The sequence below is a fragment of the Novipirellula artificiosorum genome, assembly GCF_007860135.1.
GTDB classification, from domain to species: Bacteria; Planctomycetota; Planctomycetia; order Pirellulales; family Pirellulaceae; genus Novipirellula_A; species Novipirellula_A artificiosorum.
In genome coordinates, this window is sequence record NZ_SJPV01000003.1 from 667,804 (window position 1) to 688,672 (window position 20,869).

16 protein-coding genes are annotated in these 20,869 nt (G+C 54.9%); 11 read left to right on the top strand and 5 right to left on the bottom strand.

Features of this window, described 5'->3' with window-relative positions; all coding sequences use genetic code 11:
- Positions 1-363 precede the first annotated feature (363 nt).
- The gene (locus Poly41_RS12315) at positions 364-1,521 is read right to left on the bottom strand and encodes a XylR family transcriptional regulator (protein WP_197231259.1); all 1,158 of its coding nucleotides are present in this window, start codon (positions 1,519-1,521) and stop codon (positions 364-366) included.
- A gap of 110 nt (positions 1,522-1,631) precedes the next feature.
- On the opposite strand from Poly41_RS12315, the gene Poly41_RS12320 reads away from it, so the two are divergent.
- The 11 genes from Poly41_RS12320 to Poly41_RS12370 all read left to right on the top strand — a co-directional run bounded on the left by Poly41_RS12320 (position 1,632) and on the right by Poly41_RS12370 (position 15,141).
- The gene (locus tag Poly41_RS12320) at positions 1,632-2,390 is read left to right on the top strand and encodes an SDR family NAD(P)-dependent oxidoreductase (protein WP_146526455.1); all 759 of its coding nucleotides are present in this window, start codon (positions 1,632-1,634) and stop codon (positions 2,388-2,390) included.
- Positions 2,391-2,412: 22 nt separating this feature from the next.
- Positions 2,413-3,681 carry an MFS transporter gene (locus Poly41_RS12325; RefSeq protein WP_197231260.1) on the top strand — a complete coding sequence of 423 codons (1,269 nt, stop codon included), beginning with the start codon at positions 2,413-2,415 and terminating at the stop codon, positions 3,679-3,681.
- Positions 3,681-5,183 carry an FGGY-family carbohydrate kinase gene (locus Poly41_RS12330; RefSeq protein ID WP_146526457.1) on the top strand — a complete coding sequence of 501 codons (1,503 nt, stop codon included), beginning with the start codon at positions 3,681-3,683 and terminating at the stop codon, positions 5,181-5,183. Before Poly41_RS12325 ends, Poly41_RS12330 begins: the two co-directional genes overlap by 1 nt.
- A 48-nt stretch (positions 5,184-5,231) precedes the next feature.
- On the top strand, positions 5,232-5,906 hold the full coding sequence (locus Poly41_RS12335) for a cupin domain-containing protein (protein ID WP_146526458.1): 675 nt from the start codon (positions 5,232-5,234) through the stop codon (positions 5,904-5,906).
- A gap of 64 nt (positions 5,907-5,970) precedes the next feature.
- The gene (locus Poly41_RS12340; protein ID WP_146526459.1) at positions 5,971-7,050 is read left to right on the top strand and encodes an SMP-30/gluconolactonase/LRE family protein; all 1,080 of its coding nucleotides are present in this window, start codon (positions 5,971-5,973) and stop codon (positions 7,048-7,050) included.
- 61 nt (positions 7,051-7,111) lie between these two features.
- Entirely contained in the window at positions 7,112-7,885 is a 774-nt protein-coding gene (locus Poly41_RS12345) for an SDR family NAD(P)-dependent oxidoreductase (RefSeq protein WP_197231261.1), read from the top strand.
- 64 nt (positions 7,886-7,949) lie between these two features.
- A complete protein-coding gene (gene deoC, locus Poly41_RS12350) occupies positions 7,950-8,633 on the top strand; it encodes a deoxyribose-phosphate aldolase (protein WP_146526461.1) in 684 nt (227 codons plus the stop codon).
- Between the two features lie 37 nt (positions 8,634-8,670).
- Positions 8,671-9,708 carry an alcohol dehydrogenase catalytic domain-containing protein gene (locus Poly41_RS12355; protein ID WP_146526462.1) on the top strand — a complete coding sequence of 346 codons (1,038 nt, stop codon included), beginning with the start codon at positions 8,671-8,673 and terminating at the stop codon, positions 9,706-9,708.
- Positions 9,709-9,755: 47 nt separating this feature from the next.
- Positions 9,756-12,425, top strand: coding sequence for an HzsA-related protein (locus Poly41_RS12360; RefSeq protein ID WP_146526463.1), 2,670 nt, complete (start codon positions 9,756-9,758; stop codon positions 12,423-12,425).
- A gap of 104 nt (positions 12,426-12,529) precedes the next feature.
- Positions 12,530-13,477, top strand: coding sequence for a hypothetical protein (locus tag Poly41_RS12365; RefSeq protein ID WP_146526464.1), 948 nt, complete (start codon positions 12,530-12,532; stop codon positions 13,475-13,477).
- Positions 13,459-15,141, top strand: a complete 1,683-nt coding sequence (locus Poly41_RS12370; RefSeq protein ID WP_146526465.1) for an HzsA-related protein — start codon at positions 13,459-13,461, stop codon at positions 15,139-15,141. The genes Poly41_RS12365 and Poly41_RS12370 overlap by 19 nt, the downstream gene beginning before the upstream one ends.
- 187 nt (positions 15,142-15,328) lie before the next feature.
- Here Poly41_RS12370 and Poly41_RS12375 read toward each other — a convergent pair whose 3' ends face one another.
- The 4 genes from Poly41_RS12375 to Poly41_RS12390 form a co-directional block, all read right to left on the bottom strand.
- Entirely contained in the window at positions 15,329-16,876 is a 1,548-nt protein-coding gene (locus Poly41_RS12375) for a sulfatase family protein (RefSeq protein WP_146526466.1), read from the bottom strand.
- Between the two features lie 215 nt (positions 16,877-17,091).
- A complete protein-coding gene (locus tag Poly41_RS12380) occupies positions 17,092-17,997 on the bottom strand; it encodes an alpha/beta hydrolase (protein WP_231615623.1) in 906 nt (301 codons plus the stop codon).
- Positions 17,998-18,166: 169 nt separating this feature from the next.
- Positions 18,167-19,984 carry a serine/threonine protein kinase gene (locus tag Poly41_RS12385; protein ID WP_146526468.1) on the bottom strand — a complete coding sequence of 606 codons (1,818 nt, stop codon included), beginning with the start codon at positions 19,982-19,984 and terminating at the stop codon, positions 18,167-18,169.
- On the bottom strand, positions 19,959-20,597 hold the full coding sequence (locus tag Poly41_RS12390) for a sigma-70 family RNA polymerase sigma factor (protein WP_146526469.1): 639 nt from the start codon (positions 20,595-20,597) through the stop codon (positions 19,959-19,961). The genes Poly41_RS12385 and Poly41_RS12390 overlap by 26 nt, the downstream gene beginning before the upstream one ends.
- Positions 20,598-20,869 lie beyond the last annotated feature (272 nt).

Consider the following 20,869-nt stretch of genomic DNA (forward strand, 5'->3'; position numbering starts at 1 on the left):
GCTAGCTGGCTACATGATCCTGCTCTCGATGACCGATCTGCTAGAATCGCCCGACATCGACATCGGTCAACTGAAGCAAATGGCCGCCAACGCTCTCCCGTTCAGACTTGTGTAGATACCAATGCCCAGAGGGAGAGGTAAATCTTGTAAGTCTTTTTCAATCAACAACTTAAAAACTGCACGACCTCTAAGCGGTAGGATTGCAACTCGACGACGAGACGAAGCTGGAACTAGAGATGTGGCTGAACGAATCCGTGGCTAGCTTGCCGACGAAATCATCGCTAAGCAAATCTGCGGGAGTCCCAAGCGAATGATTCGAACAACGGAACGACTGATGCGCGATTGGAACACAGGGCTCACCGATTACGTTGACCCACCGTGCTGCTTTCGCCACTGGCCGGGGGTCATCTCGAACTCCCGCTGAAACACGTTGGCGAAGTATTGGCTTGACTTGAAACCACAAGCCAATGCAACACTGGCAATCGACTGGTTGCCTTGCAGCAACTGCTTGGCATGATCTAACCGAAGCCGCTGAATCTCTGCCTTGGGACTGCGCCCCACGTGCTCGCGGAACAACTTCTCCAAATAGGATCGACTGACCGAAACGTGGCGAACCACGTCATTGACGTTGATGCCGCAACGTGCTTGATCACGAATGAACTGTATCGCATTGACCATATCCGGTTCGCCGATGGCGATCACGTCCGAAGAACGGCGAGTTTCCACACCAGTGGGACGCACCCAAATCGGCTCACTCGCCCACGGACCACCCTCAAGCATTGCCTGCAACCGCTCGGCAGCGAGATACCCGATCCGCTCAGCGTTTTGCTCAACACTGGACAAGGTCGGCCAGGCCATCCCGCACAATACGGGATCGTTATCAACGCCCACAACAGCAACTTGGTCCGGTACTGCAATGCGAGCCAAACGAGCGGCTTCCAATAATCGAGTCCCGCACAAATCATTCGCACACAAAATACCCGTTGGATATTCAAGCGTTCCCAACCAGTCACCCAACTCTCTCCGTTGATCGAGCCACTGAATCGCTCGCTTGCGACGCGGCGCGTAACTGGCTGCCAATCCCAAACCGCGCTCGCGTAGTCGCCTCTTCAACGCATTGCGTCGAAAACGACACCATGCCCTATCGACAATCTGACACCATGCAAAGCTTTGGATACCGCGCGGCAGGAAGTGTTCAATCGCTGCATCGACCAAAGCGTCTTCGTCCGAGTAGACGATCGGTACATCCTGCCCCATGCCGCACATATCGGTCTCAATCATTGGCACGTCAAGTTGACGCAGCGATTGGACGACTGCAGGTGACGAGGAATGTGAGATCACGCCGTCGCCGTCAAAGCGATGTACCCAACTAGGCAGCGGCTCGCGTTTCCCCCGTTCTTCAACGTAGACCGCCCAATCGCAGTAGCCTTCACTCATATAGCGAGAGACTCCCTGAAGCAGTTTGCGTCCAAACGCCTTTGAAGTTTCGATCAGCAGTAAGATATTACTAGGATCCGCCATGCAAAATTCCATACAACATTTACGAGATATCGTACTGGAAAACCAGCCGTCTACAAGAGACAATTGTTGCAGTTGGAACCGAATGGCTGGCTGGTTAATTGGGACATCGCATGGATCTTGGACTCTCTGGAAAAGTAGCGTTGGTGACGGGCGCTGCAGGTGGTTTGGGCAAAACCATCGCGGAAACGCTCGCGGCCGAAGGAGCCAAGGTCGGGGTGAATTACCGCAGCAAACCCGATGAAGCAAAGGTGGTGGTTGATTCAATCCGCGCCGCCGGTGGAGAAGCGATTGCCGTAGGCGGCGATGTGGTTGATGACCAACAAGTGACTGGAATGTTTGATCAGCTTGAGTCCTCATTGGGGATCGTCGACGTCTTGGTCAACAACGCCGCGTTCTGCCCAACCCGTCCGACTGCTGAACTGCCGTCTGAAGATTTCATGCACACAATGAACGTGAATCTGGGCGGCACGTTCAGATGCTGTCAGCAGTTCGTTCGTCGTCTAGAGGCAGCCGATCGTACGGGGCGAATCGTCAACATCTCTTCGCAGGCAGCATTTCGTGGCAGTCGCAGCGGCAAGACCGCGTATGACTCAAGCAAGCGAGGCATCATCGGGTTTACGATCTCATTGGCTCGGGAATTGGCAGCGAAGGGATTTGGCGTGAACTGCGTTGCCCCTGGACTGATGCTGACCGAAATGGTCGCTGATGCGTACCACGCCAACCCAGAAGAATTCAACAGTCGTGCTCCACTCGGACGCATTGGCCAAACGCAAGAAATCGCCGACGTGGTCGTGTTCTTGGCTTCACAGCGAGCCAGCTACATGACCGGTGCCACCGTGGATGTCTCCGGCGGCTTGGCAATGCACTGATACGGATGAAGGGAAGCAACTCATGAGTGACAATCACAAGATGTCGCTAACCGTCCGCGTTCAGCTGAGCGCGATGATGTTCCTTCAGTTCATGCTGTTTGCGGTCTGGTTCGTCCAGCTCTCAGCATATGCAACCGATATGGGCGTCTCTGGAGTCATGTTGTCACTGATCGTTAGCTCGATGGCGATTGGATGTCTTGTATCGCCCATCGTGGGAATGATCGCAGACCGACATTTCGCCAGCCAAAAGGTTCTTGGAGTGCTCAATGGAATCTGCACACTTTTTCTTGTGATAGCAGCACAAGTGACTGACCCGACGCTGCTGTTCCTCGTTCTTCTCGGCGCGATGCTTTGCTATATGCCCACCTGGGGACTGACAAGTGCGATCGCGATGGCAAACGGCCCGGTTGAAAAATTCCCGCAAATTCGCGTCTTCGGCTCACTCGGCTGGGTTGCCTCTGGCATCTTCAGTCTTTTGGCGTTAAAGATCTTTGGCATGGAAGCCTTCGACGGAACCAATCTCCCCTTTTATTGTGGAGCCGCAACGTGTGCCGTCGCCACCGTCGTCGCACTGCTGCTTCCCGACACGCCTCCCCCGGCGAAAGGCCAGGAAACATCGATCGTTGACGCACTTGGCCTTCGAGCGTTTGCATTGACGAAAGACTTTCACTTCGCCCTTTTCATTATCGTCAGCGTTCTTGTCATGATTCCGTTTTCGATCTACTGGTCGTACGGAAGTGTGTTTCTCAAGGATGCGGGTTTTAAGCAATTGACACTAACGATGAACTGGGGCCAAGCGGCAGAAATGGTCTTCATGCTGATGATCCCGATCGCGCTGAAACAGCTCGGTGTCAAATGGTCCATGACCGTTGGCTTGTTAGCACTGCTGGCACGTTACGTCTCATTCTATTTCGGTAGCACTCAGGACATTCAGTCGCTTTTCTACGTGGCAATCCTGGTGCATGGGTTGATTTTTGGGTTCTTCTTCGTTGGAGGTCAAATTTACATCGACAAATACGCACCCCGAGAGCTGCGTGCCCAAGCACAAGGGTTCATCTTCCTAATGACATTCGGTATCGGCCTACTGATCGGTAACTTTGTCAACGGAGAATTGATTGCGAGACACAGTGTCGAATCCATCGTCGATGGAGAGACGATCATCCAGTATGACTGGGGCTACATTTGGATGGTCAACCTCGTGATTTCACTGGTGCTGCTGATCGTATTTGCGTTGTTATTCAAAGACACGTCCAAACTGGCAGACGTCTCCAGTGCAGCGGAGGGCAACTGATGAGCGAACGATATCTTCTTGGAGTCGACAACGGTGGCACGGTCGCAAAGGCGGCCTTGTTTGACCTGACAGGCAAAGAACTTGCCATCGCGCGTCGCAATATCGAACTCGAAATGCCCCACGCCGATTGGCATGAAATTGACTCGGATCGGCTCTGGCAAGCAACTGCTGAAGCAATTCGCGAAGTCATCCGTGATGCAAAGGTTGCAGCGAAAGAGATCGTTTCCGTGTCCTGCACCGGCCATGGCAACGGGCTTTACTTGGTCGACGAGGCCGGACGACCGACTCGCAAGGGGATCAGCAGTAGCGATTCACGCGCTCGTGATTATGTCGAAAACTGGAATCAAGACGGTATAATCGAAAAGCTACGCCCGAAAACGTTGCAATGCAACTGGCCTGCGCAACCCAACGCTTTATTACGTTGGATGATCGACAACGAACCGGAAACACTGCAGCGAAGCCGCTGGGCATTGATGTGCAAAGACTATGTACGGATGCGATTGACTGGTGAAGCCCACGCTGAGCTAACGGACTACTCAGGTACCAGTCTCATGGATGTACGCAAAGGCGAGTACGACGACGAAATATTTGAAGCTTTCGGAATTGAATCCACTCGCAAGCTAATGCCACCCGTCGTCCGTAGCACGCAAGCGGCAGGAAGCATTTCGGCGAGCGCTGCAAGCGAAACCGGACTGGCCGAGGGCACTGCTGTCTATGGTGGTGCTTTTGATATCGATGCTTGCGGACTAGCCGCAGGTTGTATCGACCCAGATAGCATGGTCATGGTTGGTGGAACCTGGGGAAACAATCAATACATTACCCCTGAGCCGTTGTGCAGTGCCGATGTCTTCATGGTCAGCCGATACGCCATCGACGGCTACTACTTGGTGTTGGAAGGCAGCGCAACTTCGGCCAGCAATCTGGAGTGGTTTGTCGATCTAATGTTGGCCGATCAACGCCAGCAGAGCAGCAACGTCTATCGATGGTGCGACAACGCGGTTGGCGAGTCTGCGCCAACGATATCCGCCCCAATGTTCTTGCCATTTCTGTACGGCAGCCCCGTGAACCCAAACGCGACCGGCACCTTTCTGGGACTGACTGGACAAACCGACCGAGCGGCGATGGCTCGTGCAATCTTCGAAGGCGTCTGCTTCATGCATCACTGGCATTGGGACCGTTTAATGCAATTTCGCCCCTGTCCCAAGATTATCAGCATGACCGGCGGAGTCGCGCGCAGCGAAGTCTGGTGTCAAATGTTTGCCGACGTTTTCAACGTTCCAGTCCAAGTCCCAGAGGCTGAAGAGCTGGGGGCGTTGGGAGCGGCTATGATTGCATCCATCGGACACGGGATCTATCCCGATCTCGCGGCTGCTTGCGAACAAATGACGCGAATCAATCGCCGTCACGAACCCCGCTCGGAACAACATGCCGTTTACTCGGCAAGGCGCAAGCGTTTTCTTGCTACGCTGGATGCCTTGTGTCCGATCTGGAATTCCCTTTGACCCCGAACGCCCTGTTGGCAAAACAGGCCCCCACAAAAGGACGAACAAATGAAGCGAAGAACTCTCATGAAGGCAACTGCCTTGGCCGCGGCAGCTCCCTTTGCAATGAGCATCAAAGAGGCCGATGCAGCACCGATAAAAAATGCTGATTTCTATACGGATGGCAAGTTTGACGTGGAAAAGGCCAAAGACGGCCTGATCGCGATGTGCAGACGATTTGGCTATCCCATCTTTCCCGAGTTTCGTGAAAAGCTTTGGGTAAGCGATTACGGCACCGGCAAGTATGCAGAACTGGGGCTGGCCGCGCTGATGCACGAGAACCACAGCAGCGAAGATGGCGTCTTCATGTTGATGGATTTGTTCTTGATGCCCGGTCAAATGTTGCCGGAACATTGGCACCTGGAAGGCGATCTGGGCATCGTCAAGAACGAAGGCTGGCTGGTTCGCTGGGGCAAGAGCTACATCGGTGGAATCGGCAATAACAACATCGCCATGTACCCTGAAATCAAGATTCCCCAAGTCCACTGCAAAGGCACGACAACGACGCATCATGTTGTCCCCGCCACGCCCGGCATGTTCGTTCCGCTCGCGGAAATCAAATCTCGACACTGGCAATTCGCCGGTCCCGAAGGTGCCATCATCAACGAGGTCGCTAACCTGCACACGGATTCGGCGGTTCGACACTCCGACCAAGCGATCAACGACAACTTCCTTGGCATATAGGCTCAAGCCTCTCGCTCCGCAACACCGCACCCAACGCCGACGCACATCAACCTCAAGGTTCACCATGTTACGCAACGTTCTTCCTCTTTTGGTTCTGGCCATCAGCAGCCAGTTTTGCCTTGCAGCCGCACCCACACTCAAGCAGATTGAAGTCGACGGAACACCAACTTCGATTGTTCTGCCGGAGGACACTTCCACTCCCGATGGAATGACGGTCGCCAAAGACGGCAAGATCTACTTAAACATGTTGAATCTGCAGGTCGCAGCCGTCGCTGCGGTTTGGACGATCGACGCAGACGACCAACTTGAAAAGTTGATCGATCTACCAAAGCATCCAGACACAGATGACGTGTATCCCCTGGGAATCGCGCAAGGAAGCGATGGCAACTTCTATGTGGCCGACAATCAAACCTTCGGCGAAAACATGGACCACCAATCACGTCTGCTGCGGGTGGTGATGAAAGGCAAGAAAGCTGTCCGCGTGGAGACTGTCGCAACTGGATTCATTGCGGCCAATGCTGTCGAAGCCTATGGCGATAGCATCTACGTTACTGAAACTTGCCTGGTCAATGACGCTCAGCCTCATCTATCCGGCGTTTATAAGTTCGATCTTGACGAACTCTCGGCAGACAAACCCGCTGAACTGAAGCCTGATGGAGCCGATGAGCGTTTGGTTGCCAAATTCACGACCGAAGCCGATGACTGGCGATCCGGTGTTGGCGCCAATGGGATGGCGATTACACCCAAAGGCGTCTTGTACGTGTGCAATTTTGGCGAAGCATCCGTCTTGACCGCCCCACTGAAAGAAGACGGCTTTCTTGCCGAACCATTGAAAACCTTGGTCAAAGGCAAAGGAATTGGCAGCACCGATGGAATGAAATATGTGCATTCGCTTAGGAAATTAATTGTGGCCGACTTCTTTTCCAATGCGATTCACCTCGTCGGACTCAAAGGGGGACGTGTAAAAACCATCGCCCAGAATCCAAACTCCGACGGCGCTGGCGGCAAGCTCGATAAGCCCTCCGAGCCCTGTGTTCGCGGCACGACCGTTTATGCGTCAAACATCGACCTGCCTTATGACGGCAACGAACCAGACAAACCGGACACGCTGACGGTGATTCAATTGAAAATCACCGACAAATAGTACGAGCTGCTGGAACGTACCTGTTGCCAGCAGCTCACCCTGCAACCACCTGGAGAAAACTGTGGATTTCGAAAACAAAGTGGCGCTGGTGACCGGCGCCGCGGGAAGTATCGGCAAAGGCATTGCCTCGCATTTGATCGCTGAAGGCGCCCAAGTCTTTGTCACCGATCTCGACCAATCAACACTCGACACAATCGTCAGCGAATTGGGCGAAAACTGCCAAGGCCTGGCAGCCGACGTCACGGTTCATGATCAAGTCAAGCATGTCGTCGATGCAACGACGAATGCCTACGGCAAGATCGACGTCCTGATCAACGTCGCGGGCGTGACCGGAAAGGGGGCCGCGATCGAAGACGTTGATGAGAAGACTTGGGAATTTGTCTTTGACGTCAATTGCAAAGGCACGTTCTTGTTCATCAAGGAAGTCGTGCCGCTGATGAAAGCGACCGGATCCGGCAGCATCGTGAACTTTTCTAGCAAGTCGGGAAAAACCGGATCGGCTTTGATGAGTGCCTATTCGTCCGCCAAGGCAGCCATCATTGGCTTGACACAAGCACTCGCCTTCGAGCTCGCCGGTAACAACATCCGCGTCAATTGCGTTTGCCCTGGAATCACCGAGGCCACCGGCGTGTGGAGCAACGTGTCGTCGGACTATGTCAAGAACATGAACATGCCCCACGACGAGATCGTCAAGATGTTCACTTCCAAAGTTCCATTGGGACGATTGGCAAAAATCGACGATGTTGTACAGATGACTTGCTATTTAGCTTCGGAAAAGGCCGGCTACATGACCGGTCAAGCGATCAACATCACCGGCGGTCGCGAGATGCATTAGGGCAGGAATTTCCAACATCACTCTCCCACAGAAATCATTCAACCTCGAGGACAATCAGAAGCCAATGACGACATGGACCAGAGACAAAGTCGCGGCAACCATCGACCACGCCGCGTTAAAAGCCAACATCACGGATCAAGAAATCGTCGAGAACTGTGATCTTGGAAAAGAATACAAAGTCGCCAGTGTGTGCGTGCGACCAAGCGACATGCGACTGGTCGCCAAGGAACTCGCGGGCTCCGGCGTACTCCCCTCGATGGTTGTCGGCTTTCCTCACGGCGACAGCAAACCGGAAGTGAAAGCGTTGGAAGCAAAACTGGGGATCGAAGACGGCGCCAAAGAACTCGACATGGTGATGAATGTCGGCAAGTTCCTCTCCGGCGACGAAGAGTGGGTCCGCCGTGATATTGAAGCCGTGGTCGCGGAAGCGAAGAAAGCCGGCGATGTTGAGGTCAAGGTGATCTTGGAAACTTGCTATCTGAGTCCCGAGCAGATCGCCCGAGCCTGCGAAATCTCGCGTGAGGCAGGTGCCGACTACGTCAAAACATCAACCGGTTTTGGTGACGGACCGGCCACTCCTGAAGCCATCGATGTGATGATCAAAACGGTCGGCGACACGATGGGCGTGAAGGCTTCAGCCGGAATACGAGACTACGAAACCGCTCGTGGCTACCTTGAACAAGGCTGCAAACGTCTCGGCACCGGCGGCGGCACAAAGCCTCTGCTTGATCAGGCCCCAAAAGCGTAACGCAACGATCATCGCTTCAACACACCGAAAGACTCCTATGAAAGCGATCGTTTATCACGGCCCTGAAGACATCAGGGTCGAAGAGCTATCGAAACCCTCTTGCGGCAATGATGAATTGCTGGTGAAGGTTGATGCCTGCGCCGTATGTGGAACCGACTTGAAGACGTTCAAACACGGCAACCCGCGGATCAAACCTCCGATGACCATGGGGCACGAACTGACGGGTCTGGTCGAGGAGGTCGGCGCCGCTGCGGCTGGTGGATTCGCGGTTGCCGACCGTATTGTGATGGCAACCAGTATTTCTTGTGGCGACTGCAATTATTGCAAGCGAGGCTGGCCGAACCTTTGCGCAAACCTCGCTCCGATGGGTTTCTCCTACCCGGGCGGCATGGCCGAATACGTGATCATCCCAGGACGTGCCTTGCAAAATGGACACGTCGTCAAGACACCGTCGATGGAGGCCGATCACGCGGCGCTCGCTGAACCGGTTAGCTGCGGCGTGAACTCACTTAGCCAAACCGACCTCCAAAAGGGCGACACGGTTTTAGTCCTGGGTGCGGGGCCTTTAGGGATCATTAACGCATGCGTCGCGCGCAGCCTGGGCGCGGAGAAGATCATCCTTTCGGAAATCAGCGACGCCCGTCTCACGCAAGCAAAGCAGTTCGGATTTGATGTCCTGATCAATCCTAGCAAGGAAGATTTGTCAGAGTGCGTCAAAACGCATACCGATGGCCTGGGAGCCGATGTCGCAATCGTCGCAGCGCCGGCAGCAAAACCGCAAGAAGACGCCATGCACTTAGTTCGAAAACGGGGCTCCGTCGTGCTGTTCGCTTCGCTGCCTGCATCGGCAGCAACGATCCAATTGGATAGCCGAGCCATTCACTATGGGGAGCTGAAAGTGGTCGGCACGAGCGACTCCGCTCCCTGGCATGTGGAAAAAGCAGTCGAGTTGTTGGAAAGCGGACAAGTCCCGGCTGATAAACTGGTATCCCATCGTTTGCCCTTGGATGAAATCCATCAGGCATTTGAGTTGATGGCTTCGGGCGAAGCACTACGAGTGGTCGTGAAGCCCTAGGGGCATTGCCAATACACACTCACTACGTATTTTCCAAAGAGACGTTAATGAACACCCAACGACACACATTCTTGACGAGCATTCTGGGACTGTTACTGTTCGGCATGGCTTGTTCGGCAACGGCGCAAACGATCACGATTCCAGCGAGACGGCTTTCCGATCATTCAGACATCGTCGTGCCCATCGAGGAAAGATGGGATGGACTGGTCGTCTGCCATGGGAAGAATGGCATGCTTCAATGGACCGTCGATGCTCCTGCCTCAGGGGATTATTACTTGCACTTTCTGTACGCCAGCGGCGAACGGCGTCCCGTGCAGCTTTCTCTCAACAGCAAGGAGCATCCAAAACCGATTCTCAAACAAGACACGGGCGGCTTCCTTGCCACTGATCTTCAGTGGGAGACACAGGGCCCGTATCGCCTGACGACCGGAGCAAACACGGTTCGCTTGCAAGCGAATGGGTCGTTCCCTCACATGGCAGGTCTGGTGATTTCCAAAGCCGACAAGGTTCCTGATCCAGATGCGTTCGAAGACCTGTTCCCTCGGCCAGTCGACTTGACCGGGCCGGTGAGCGAAGACGTGGTTGCTACACGTGCGGCTGTCCAGAAGTTATTGCCTTCGGTGAAACACGTTTTGTATGTCAAACGCTACACCTTTCAGTCCAGCCACTACTATACGGACTTCATTGATGGCTGCAGACATTTTGGCGGGAACCTGTGCTTGCTGTCGTTAGACGATGGATCGGTCACGGAACTGGTTCCTGAATTGTCCCATGGCATTTTTGGGCGCTGCGACCTTTCCTATGACGGCCATCGAATTGCCTTTGGTTGGAAAGAAAAGATGGACGTAGGTTTTCGGATTTGGGAAGTCAACATCGATGGCTCGGGCCTTCGCCAGTTGACGTTCCCGCCTGCCGACGAAACGTCGCGGATCACGAAATACAACCTCGATTGGTGGAAAAACTACGCTCATCACACTGACGATATGCATCCGTGCTACCTTCCCGACGGAGGCATTTGCTTTGCATCAACGCGATGTGAATACGGCATCCTGTGTGATGGTCCCGACAAGCTTACGTCTTCGGTCATTTATCGCATGGACGCCGACGGCAATGCTATTGAAAAGTTATCGAATAATTCCGTCAGCGAATCTGCTCCCAGCATCATGAACGACGGGCGCATCCTGTACACGCGGTGGGAGTATGTTGACAACGGTTCGGTGACGAACAAGGGACTTTGGTGCATGCGTCCCGATGGCACGGGGTCGGAAGAAGTCTATGGAATGAGCATCGCCTTTCCATCTGTCTTCAATGTAGGCCGTGCCGTTCCGAACCAGAACAGCCTGTTCGTTGCGATTGGCGCTCCTCACATGCCCTTGGGCGTCGGCACCATCATGTTAATCGACAGCCGACAGGATCGCCGCACTGGCGACGGTGTTAGCTATGTCACGCCCGAAGTCGACACACAACACCAGTGGGGCTGGGACAAGGTTCCCGGCGGGGCAACCAAACCGGTCCCGCCGGAGCAACAAGCGGGGCGAGACGGCAAAGGAAATACACAACGCGGTCCGCTGTACATGGATCCGTACCCGCTTTCGGCAAAAGAGTTCCTGGTGTCGTTCAATCGCTCGGACACGTGGAACGTCGAGAATGCTTACGGATTGTACTTGATCGATGCCGATGGCAAAAAGCATCTGCTACATCGGGACGACGAATTTTCTTGCTGGACGCCGATCCCCGTTCGACCGCGCCGGACACCATCGATCTCCATCGCAACCATGGATGCGAAATTGGCAGCCAAGGGTTTGGCCAAGGTCATTGTCTCGGACATCTATCGAGGCTTGGATGGCGTCGAACGAGGCACCATCAAGTACATTCGCGTCAACGAACACGTACCACGCCCTTGGGCCGCCAGACGTTTTTGGGAAGGCGACGCCTATGATCAACAACACTCGTCGATCACTTGCAACACGCACTTGGGCCTCAAGATTCAATACGGCGTCGTTCCCGTCGAAGAAGACGGCTCGGCTCACTTTCTGGTCGAAGCCGACAAGAACATCTTCTTCCAAGCGTTGGACGCGAACTATCAAGAGGTGCAGCGTGAGCGTACATTCGTCAATTATCGCCCCGGTGAAATCCGCTCGTGCGTTGGTTGCCACGAACGGGCAAACGAACTGTCCCTGACCGTCGCGGCACAAATGCCGCTGGCGCTGCTGCGAGCCCCCGACCTTCCCGGGCCGCAGCCCGGCGAGAAGACTGGTGCCCGCCCGCTAGCCTATGAAAGCGATGTTCAGCCCGTCCTGGATAAACACTGCGTGCGTTGTCATGACGACCAGAAGAGTGAAGGCGACTTGAACTTGTCAGGTGAACTCACGAAGTTATTCAGCCGCAGTTACGAGAATATCCTTCGTCGCGACCTGATTCCGATTATCGGCGAGAACCACCCAAAGAGCGGCAACAACCATTATCTGCCGCCTTACAGTCTGGGAACTCACGCCAGCCGGCTAAAAGACTATCTAGTGCCCAAACACTACGACGTCAACCTTTCGCCAGCCGAGCGAATTCGCGTCACAACCTGGATCGACTCCAACGGGCAGTTCTACGGTTCCTACTACGGTCGCAAGAATCTGCAATTCCGAGACCATCCCAATTTCCGCCCTCAACTCTCCTTTGAACAATCGCACGCCAACACACCCCCGTTGTCAGATGCAAAACGATAGTACGCGGCCCACACCGCATCGCCCATCACCTGTCGCTCGTGGAACTCTCCATACCTGCAAGCGACGCCTGTCCGTTCACTCGGCTTTCCTTGGATGAACCCTCTATGTCCGCGAGCGTCAAATCGCCTCGATGGCGTCCCGCCATCTTCATTCTGCTATCCGCCATCGCAACGGTTTCTTTTGCTGTAGAGCGACCCTGGCACACGTACCAGAAACAGTCGACTTGGGCCCAGACGGTTGTCACCGCGCGCACAGCGTTCGAACACCCTGACAGCATCCAAGGCTTGCGATTTGGAAACTGGCATCAATCAAGGCCTGTCAATTCGACTACCGAATCCAATCAACCCTATCTCACACAGTTAAATGACTTCGACGCCAAAGCAACGGATCCAAGCGGCGAAGCGTTATGGACAGAACAACGGAAATGGGAAACCGGGAAACACATCAGCTTTTCGTTGCAGGATGATCACTCCTATTACCTCACACGTGTCATCACAGCCGACCGTGATTGCGAAATAGCCATCGACCTCAGCCATGACGATGGATTGGTACTGTGGCTAAACGGAGATCAGCTTCTCGATTCGGAAACCGTCCTGAACATCAAGGGAGACTCCCCCGTGGAACAATTGCGTCTGCGCCGTGGCCAGAACGTATTGGTGTTGAAAGTCTACAACGTAAGAGGCCAAGCCGGGTTCTGTTTAGCATGCAAGGGTGATCTCGTCGACGCGGACTGGTCTTGGAAACAGATTCGCAACGATTTCCCAGGAATCAGCCATCGCTTTGAAACAGAGTTTCCTAAAACCAAAAACCTTGCAAGCTGGTTCGCTGCCAGCCCGCGAAGCACGAACGAACGAGGCTTTTTGCGGCATCACCTGGACGAGCTTCAACCATTCCAACAAACGCTCCAAACGTCCTATTCCGAACTCATCGATAACAAGGTGCCCCAATCGGACCCACGTTGGTTAGCCCTGTATGAACAGGTTGTCGACTATTTGGATGATGTAACCGAATTCCGGAGGATAAATCTGCCGGCATGGAGCGTGCTGTTGTAGACCTGCAAAAGAATCACCCCGATCAATTTAGCGATGCAAAGCAGATCAACAATCGGCTCGCGCAATTCGAAAATGACGCCCAACGGTTTGAACAGCTCTTCCTGAAAGGCTTGCGACCGAAGCGTGCCGACCTGCAAAACGTCGTTGACAGTTTTCGGGAATTTCAACGCGATGTTTTGCTTCGCAATCCTTTGCTGGATTTTGCTCAACTGCTGGTTGTCAAACGTGATTTTGGCAATTCCGCGAGAAAGGTGATTGGCGGATCGCTGGGACAGCCGACGCGAAATTCACACACACACGACACGATTCGATTCGACATGACGGTTGGCAAAACGAAATTGCTGTACCGAACGATCTTAGCGGACAAGCAAACCGATGGCCAGCCTATATCTTCTCGATCCACAAACCAAGGACCTGCGTCGGTTAGCATTCGAACAGGACAGCGACTGGTCGCCTTGTGTCCATCACAACGGACACATGATTCCCTGTGGGGTATTTATTTGGTCGATGTCTTTGACAACATCACACTGATCAAGGAAGTCGAAGGCAGCGCGATCTTGGAACCCATTCCGCTTCAATCGACACCTCGTCCGCCCGTTATCCTGGACCGGGTGCTTCCAGACGCAAAAGAGGCAAGCGTCTTTCTTACCGATATCTATCAGGGCCCCGGCCTAGAAGGCGTACCGCGTGGTGCGGTTAGAAACCTGCGACTGTTCTCATATCACTACAGCTTCGTAAAGACTGGTGGGCACGCCAGTGTCGGTGTGAAAAGTAGCTGGGATGTCAAACGTGTACTTGGCACAGTGCCGGTAGAAGAAGACGGGTCAGCAAGCTTCACCATCCCTGCGAACACACCCATTTCGATCCAACCGTTGGATGAGCAGGGCCGCGCGTTGCAACTCATGCGAAGCTGGCTGGTTGGAATGCCTGACCTGCCGAAACTCGCGAGTTGGCCTTTCGACGCCCACACAGCAAGGGCCCAGCAACAACAGAGCGAACAACCCGTCACCCAGAGTCTGACGGTGGGCTATGTTTGTCCTGATGGTGAAGTCGATACATCAAACTTGATGTACCCATCTTTCCCGCTGACCTACAACTATTCGGATCAGTCATTCGAGGGAAGCGAGCCGATCGTCTTGCAGCTGACCCGCACTCCTGCTGGTTGTTTTGTGATGGGCTCGCCCGATGGCCCAGGAGAAGCACAATGGGAATGGGCGTGTCGAGCCGGAACGGACACGCCGATGAACTTTGGACAGGTCCAAGACGACTTCGCCGCACACGCCAACTTGGCCGATCGCGCGTCCAGTGGATCGAAGGGGAACCCATTTCCCCGCATTTCCAATGTCAATGACGGCTTGCGTTTCCCCGATGCACGCGGTCATTACCAAACCAACGCTTGGGGGCTGTTCGACATGCATGGCAACGTCGCCGAGTGGACGCGATCCCCTTACTTGTCCTACGGTGCATCAAATTCAGAAGCTGCTGTTGATGATGATCGCCGAGTGGTTCGAGGTGGCTCCTGGAGAGATCGCCCGCATCGCGCGACTAGTAGCTTCCGGTTGCCTTATCTACCGTACCAGAGGGTGCTGAATGTTGGATTCCGCATCGTTGTGGAAGACAACCATACATTGCCCGATGAGATCGCATCCCAAATCGTACGGTAAAGCACGTTTTATCTAAGAACTGTTCTCAACAGCAGGGCCATCAATTTACGAACTTGGGTGTTGCATTCTCCGTGGAGAGACATCAAGATTCTCGGCTCTTCCGCAGAATCTGTGGGTCATCGAATGACGTACCCGCAGATTCTTCTAAGGATTCAACAATCATAGCTCTTTCCGAACGGTCCTTGGTTCACGGGCGGCTACGGCCCTGCTGGATGATTGCGGTGAGCTGATTCTTGAGACGTTCGGCGACGACCGGTTCGTCATCGAGCACGTTCGTTTTTTCGGCTGGATCCTTTTCGAGGTTGAACAGCTGGAACGCAGGCACCTTGGTATTGGCAAGTTCCGTCTCGACGACCACGTTACGGGCAGTCTTCTTTTCATAGCGGTGCAACTTCCATTGCCCGACACGCAGGCCGAAGGTTCCGCTGCTGCCGTTGTCCTGCTGGACGAGGTGGTCGCGGCCTTTGGCATCGTCTTCACCCAACAAAGCACCGAGTACATTGAAGCTGTCGAGGCAGGCATCGCTCGGAAGGGGTTGTTCGGCGAGTGCGGCGAGGCTCGCCGCGAGATCGATCGTCGAAACAAGTTCGTCGCTCACCCCCGGCTGAATACGACCTTTCCAACGTGTGATCAGCGGCGTTCGGGTTCCGCCTTCGTAAACGCTGTATTTGCCGCCCGAATAGGGGCCAGCGGCGCGGTGGTTGCCGATCTTCTCGATCGCTCCGTCTTTGTAGCCGTCATCCAACACGGGCCCATTGTCGCTGCAAAAGACAACGAGTGTGTTCTCCGCCAACTTCAGCCGATCGAGGGTCTTCATCAGTTCGCCGACGCACCAGTCGAGTTCAATGATCGCATCACCGCGGAAGCCAAGCGACGTCTTTCCCTGAAACCGTTCGTGCGGAATCCGAGGCACGTGGATGTCATGCGACGAAAAGAACAGAAAGAAGGGCTCGCGCTTGTGCTGCTCAATGAATTCGACGGACTTTTCAACCCACTTGTCGGCAAGGTCTTCATCCCGAAAACGGGCGGCGTGACCGCCTGTATAAAAGCCGATCCGGCTGATCCCGTTATGGATCGTCGAATTGTGGCCATGCGACCAGTCCATCTTCAGCGTATCGCGATGCGAGTTTCCAGTGGGATGATCGGGGCTCGGTATTTTGTCCCCCACCCATAAAGGGTCGGCAGGATCGAGATTCGGAACTCGGTGATCATGAACATAGACCTGAGGCACGCGGTCGTTGGTGGTCGGCAACAGGAAGCAGGTGTCGAATCCGATTTCGAGCGGCCCCGGTTTCAGGTCTCCATTCCAATCAGGGCCACTTTCTTCCCCCAGCCCAAGATGCCATTTTCCGATGACTGCGGTGGCATATCCGGCTCGCTGCAGCAGTGATGCGACCGTCTCGGTTCCCGGCTTGATGATGGCCGGTGCATTGGGTGGCGCAATGCCCGTGCGTTCTCCGCGAAACGCATAAGTTCCCGTCAGGAGGGAATAACGCGTCGGTGTGCAGGTGGAAGCGGAGCAGTAACCGCTGGTGAATCGCAAGCCTTCTTCACTAAGCTGGTCAATGTTGGGCGTCTCGAGCGACGTCGCGCCGTAACAAGAAAGATCACCGTAACCGAGATCGTCCGCCATGATGACGATCACGTTGGGCGTCTCTGCCAAGGCCTGCCCGGCAAGAAACGGCGAAGCCAACAGAGCGAGGTAGGGAAGCGAAAGAATGAGTTGCTTGATCATGAGGATACTTTCAAGGGCTGGAAATACGGGTTGTGATGTGGCCGGCGCAACGCCGCAGTTTGCGTTAGGTCAGAAGTAAAGGGGTGATCGGAATTCGCAAGCAAAAATATAACGCAGTGCGCTCGCTTCGTGTTACCAGGGAGATGCGGACTCAAAGAATTACGATCTTCATGTTAATCCTTCCACCGTTTTGCTTGCGTGTGAAAACAGCCGCATCATTCTACATCTGCGGCCGGCACCAGGGCTTCGCCCGTCGTGGGCGGCTGGATCGTGGGGCTTCCGCCGAGAATGCCTTGCCTGATCAGAAACTCGTCTGCAGCGCGCAGGGTCACGTCCTGCCAGGGAGGCTTGTTAAAAAAGGCGTGGGCCTCACCCTCCGCCATCTGCACCTCCGTGGTCGTGTTTCCGAGTTTCACGAGCTTTGTGAAGACCGCGTTCCAGCCTTCAAGCCACTTGTGGTCTTTGGTTCCAAAAAACACGATCGCGGGCGCCATGTCTTGCTTCAGGTGCGGAAGTGGATCGATCGCCGAGTCGGTGGTGTTCTTTGAAAACGCGGGATTGAAAAGCAGATAAGCCACCACCGAAACATCGGTGTGCTTCGGATCCCCCGGGTCGTTGAGATCCGGGTTCAACGTAGCGAGGGTCGCGACATGCCCTCCGGCGGAACCACCCCCGGTAACGATCCGTTTTGGATCGATGCCGAATTCGCCGGCCTGGGCCTTGAACCAGCGAATCGCGCTCTTCGCGTCGGTGACACAGACCGCCTTCCGCATGTCTCGTTCGGGCAGAGCAGCCGCCTCGTCTTTCGTTAACATCCGGTAGTTCGACGTGGCGCAAACGAGCCCCCGGCTGGCGAAGTACTGGCAAGCCCGCCGGAACTGAGTCAGGTCGCCGCCGCCCCAGCCACCGCCATGGAAAAGGATCAATCCAGGAACTTTCTCGGTTTCAGGATCGTGTTCGGGCGGAACGTAGACCTCCATCTGCTGAGGCTTGCCGCCGGAAGTCTTGTAGACATGGACTTCACCGGCCGGCACTTCATCAGGTTCAGCAGCGGCAACAACCGCCAATGGCAGGAAGCCACAAAAAACGAAAATGGTCGTCAATCGGATCTTTTGGATCATAAGGCTCACCAGTCTGGTTCGTCGCCACAGCAAAGCCGAACGGTGGCGCAAGTAAGGTGTCATCGGAAAAACAGGCGTCAGGAACGAAGACACGATTATAAGCGAGATTGACTGCGAGGAGTGGCGGCTTGTGACCCAGCCAGGGCTTTGAGGCAGGTATCGTGAACGGCTACTTACCAGCAGCGCGAGGGGTGTCTCTCCGAAATCGGCTGAGTAGTTCCTGTAGGTGGCGACGCTGAGGTGCATTGTCGGGAAGATCCTCCAGCTCCGTGATCGCGAGCTGAATCAGGGCGTCGCCCTCGTCAAGTCGGCCTGTGTCACGATAGACTCGGCCAAGCGTGTAGTTAGCTCGAGCGTGCTGAATTTGAGCGACGGCCTGGTCGGGACGGTCCTCGATTAGGCGGTCGAGCAGAGCGATCGCCGTCAGAAGAGTCGACTCTGCGTCCTCGTACTCGTGTAAGCTGCGTTGGAGATCGCCCATGCGTCGTAGCGCTTCGGCCATGGGAATCTGAGACTCTGGTCCGCTTTGTCCTTGCTCGGCGAGTTGCTCGTAGAAAGCCAACATGCGTTCAATCGCCGCGAGCATGCTTTGTGCTTCTTCGGGTGCTAGGCGTTGTCCCGGTCGACGATTCGATTCGATTTGCGAGAACAGTTCATCCAGCGACTTGATGGCGACCTCTAATGCCGCTTCCGCTCGCCGCCTTTGTTCGCCTTCACGCAGCCGTTGCTCCTGTTCGCTCTGCCGCATCGCGGCTTCCCGTCTCTCGCCGGCCTTGGCGGAAAGATAGCCTTGGGTCGTTGCCGTGATGATGCCGATAAACAGAACAGCGGCAATGCATGAAAGCGCAGCAGCTAATGGGTTTCTTTGCGTCCAACGAACCGCGTGCCCCAGGGGCGTAATTCGGCGAGCTCGTACCGGGCGATTGCTGAGCAATCGTTCAAGGTCATCTGCCAAGTCTTTGGCGGTGTGGTAGCGTTGAAGCTCCTCCTTGTCGGTCGCCTTGCGAAGGATGGCTTCGAGATCGCGGGGGAGGTTGGTATCAACCGATCGCAGCGGCGTGATGTCGCCTTGCCGGATGCGTCCAAGCAGTTGAGATGACACCGAGTCCTGATACGCAGGACGACCCGTGAGCAGTTCATAGAGCGTAAGCCCCAGGCTGTAAAGATCGCTCCGCGCAGTCGGTTGTCCTTCCAACTGTTCGAGCGGCATGTACCGCAGTGTTCCTGGTGTTCCAACGGATTCACTGCGCTCGGCATCGCTCTCCAAGGCAAGAGCTAATCCGAAATCGGCGATCCAAACGCGTTCGTGTTCACTCGATTCGTCCGAGCCCAGCAGGAGGTTTGCGGGCTTAATATCCCGATGAAGCACGCCCTGTTCGTGAGCGTAATGCATCGCTCTAGCAGTCTGGATTCCGAATCGAGCAACGCGTTGCCAGTCGATTCGTTCTCCGATCGCCTTGTTTACAGCGATCAATTGGTCGAGCGAAACTCCGTCGATGTACTGCATTACGAAAAAGTCGTACCCTTCGTCGCTGCCAATACCGTGAACCGGCACAATATTCGTATGATGCAATCGTCCGACGATCTGGGCTTCACGTTGAAATCGGTCTCGTCGCACACGATTGTTGAAGTAGCCACGAGGCAAGACTTTGAGAGCGACATGACGTCTCAGTGAGAGTTGCTCGGCTTCATAGACAATCCCCATTCCTCCCCGACCGATTTCCCGAATGATTCGGAAATCGCCGAGGCTGTCTGGCATCCGCTCGGCATGATGGCCCGGAATGGGTCGCCCCGATGATTTGTGGCGACGCAACGTCTCCATGTTCAGAATCGTCGGAAACAGCTCGCGAATCTCATCAGCGAGTGCGGGGTACTCCCCAGCGTACCCCTCAATCGTGGGCGATTCATCGTCGTGCAATTGTTCGATGAAACGTTCTGCTAGCGATTCGATACGGGGTGGACTACGGTTTGGATTCGGGACACTCATCAGTACAGATCTCTTTCAAACGGCGAATGGCCCGAACGTAGCGGATACTTGCTGCATCCGTCGTGATGCCAAGCACAGCGGCTGTCTCCTTGTTGTTGAGCATTTCGAAGTGACGCAGCGCAAGAATCTCGCGATCGATCGGTTCCATGGAATCGATTGCATCCTCAAGCTGCTGGATCGCCTCGGCTCGCATAACCACACCGCTTGGTGACGTCCACTGGCCGATCAGGAGACTGGCCATCGAGGCGCTCGTTGCGCCGGGGATCGTCATCCGTGCATGGATCGACAGTTCACGTCCGGCATCTCGACGTTGTGCAGCCAAATGGCGACGGCATTGGTCCGTCAGCGTTTGCAGCGTAATCAGGCGGAGCCAGACCAACGGGCTATGCTCACCTGAATGCTCGAAGGCGGCGATCCTCTTCGCGGCGGCCAGGTAGGATTCCTGAAGCAGATCGTCGATGTCCAGCCGACCCGCTAATTGGGCGGGGACTCGAAAATGCAGCATCTGCTCCAAACGGTCGCGATAGAGCGTGAAGAGATCGGCCAATGCATGGCGATCCCCCCGGCTGAGTCGTCGACTGAGTTCGTCGGTTGCAGGACAGGTGTATGACATGAAATGTAGTTTGCCCCGTTGATAACTCGGCGACACCGTTTCCGTTAATCGGCATCAAACGCCCAGCGTGTGAAACCCCCGTCGGCCACCCAATGTTTCTACAAAAAAAACGCCGTAGCTGTAGGTTTCCTCGCTGCTTTCGCGTTACAAGCTTCATGACCCGAGTCGGACCGGACGGTTCGGCCCGATTCGACGGTCATCGCAATGCGAAGGAGATTGGGCGTTGAAACCGCAATTTTACCCTGTCGGATTCGCCGATGCGCTCGGTCTTC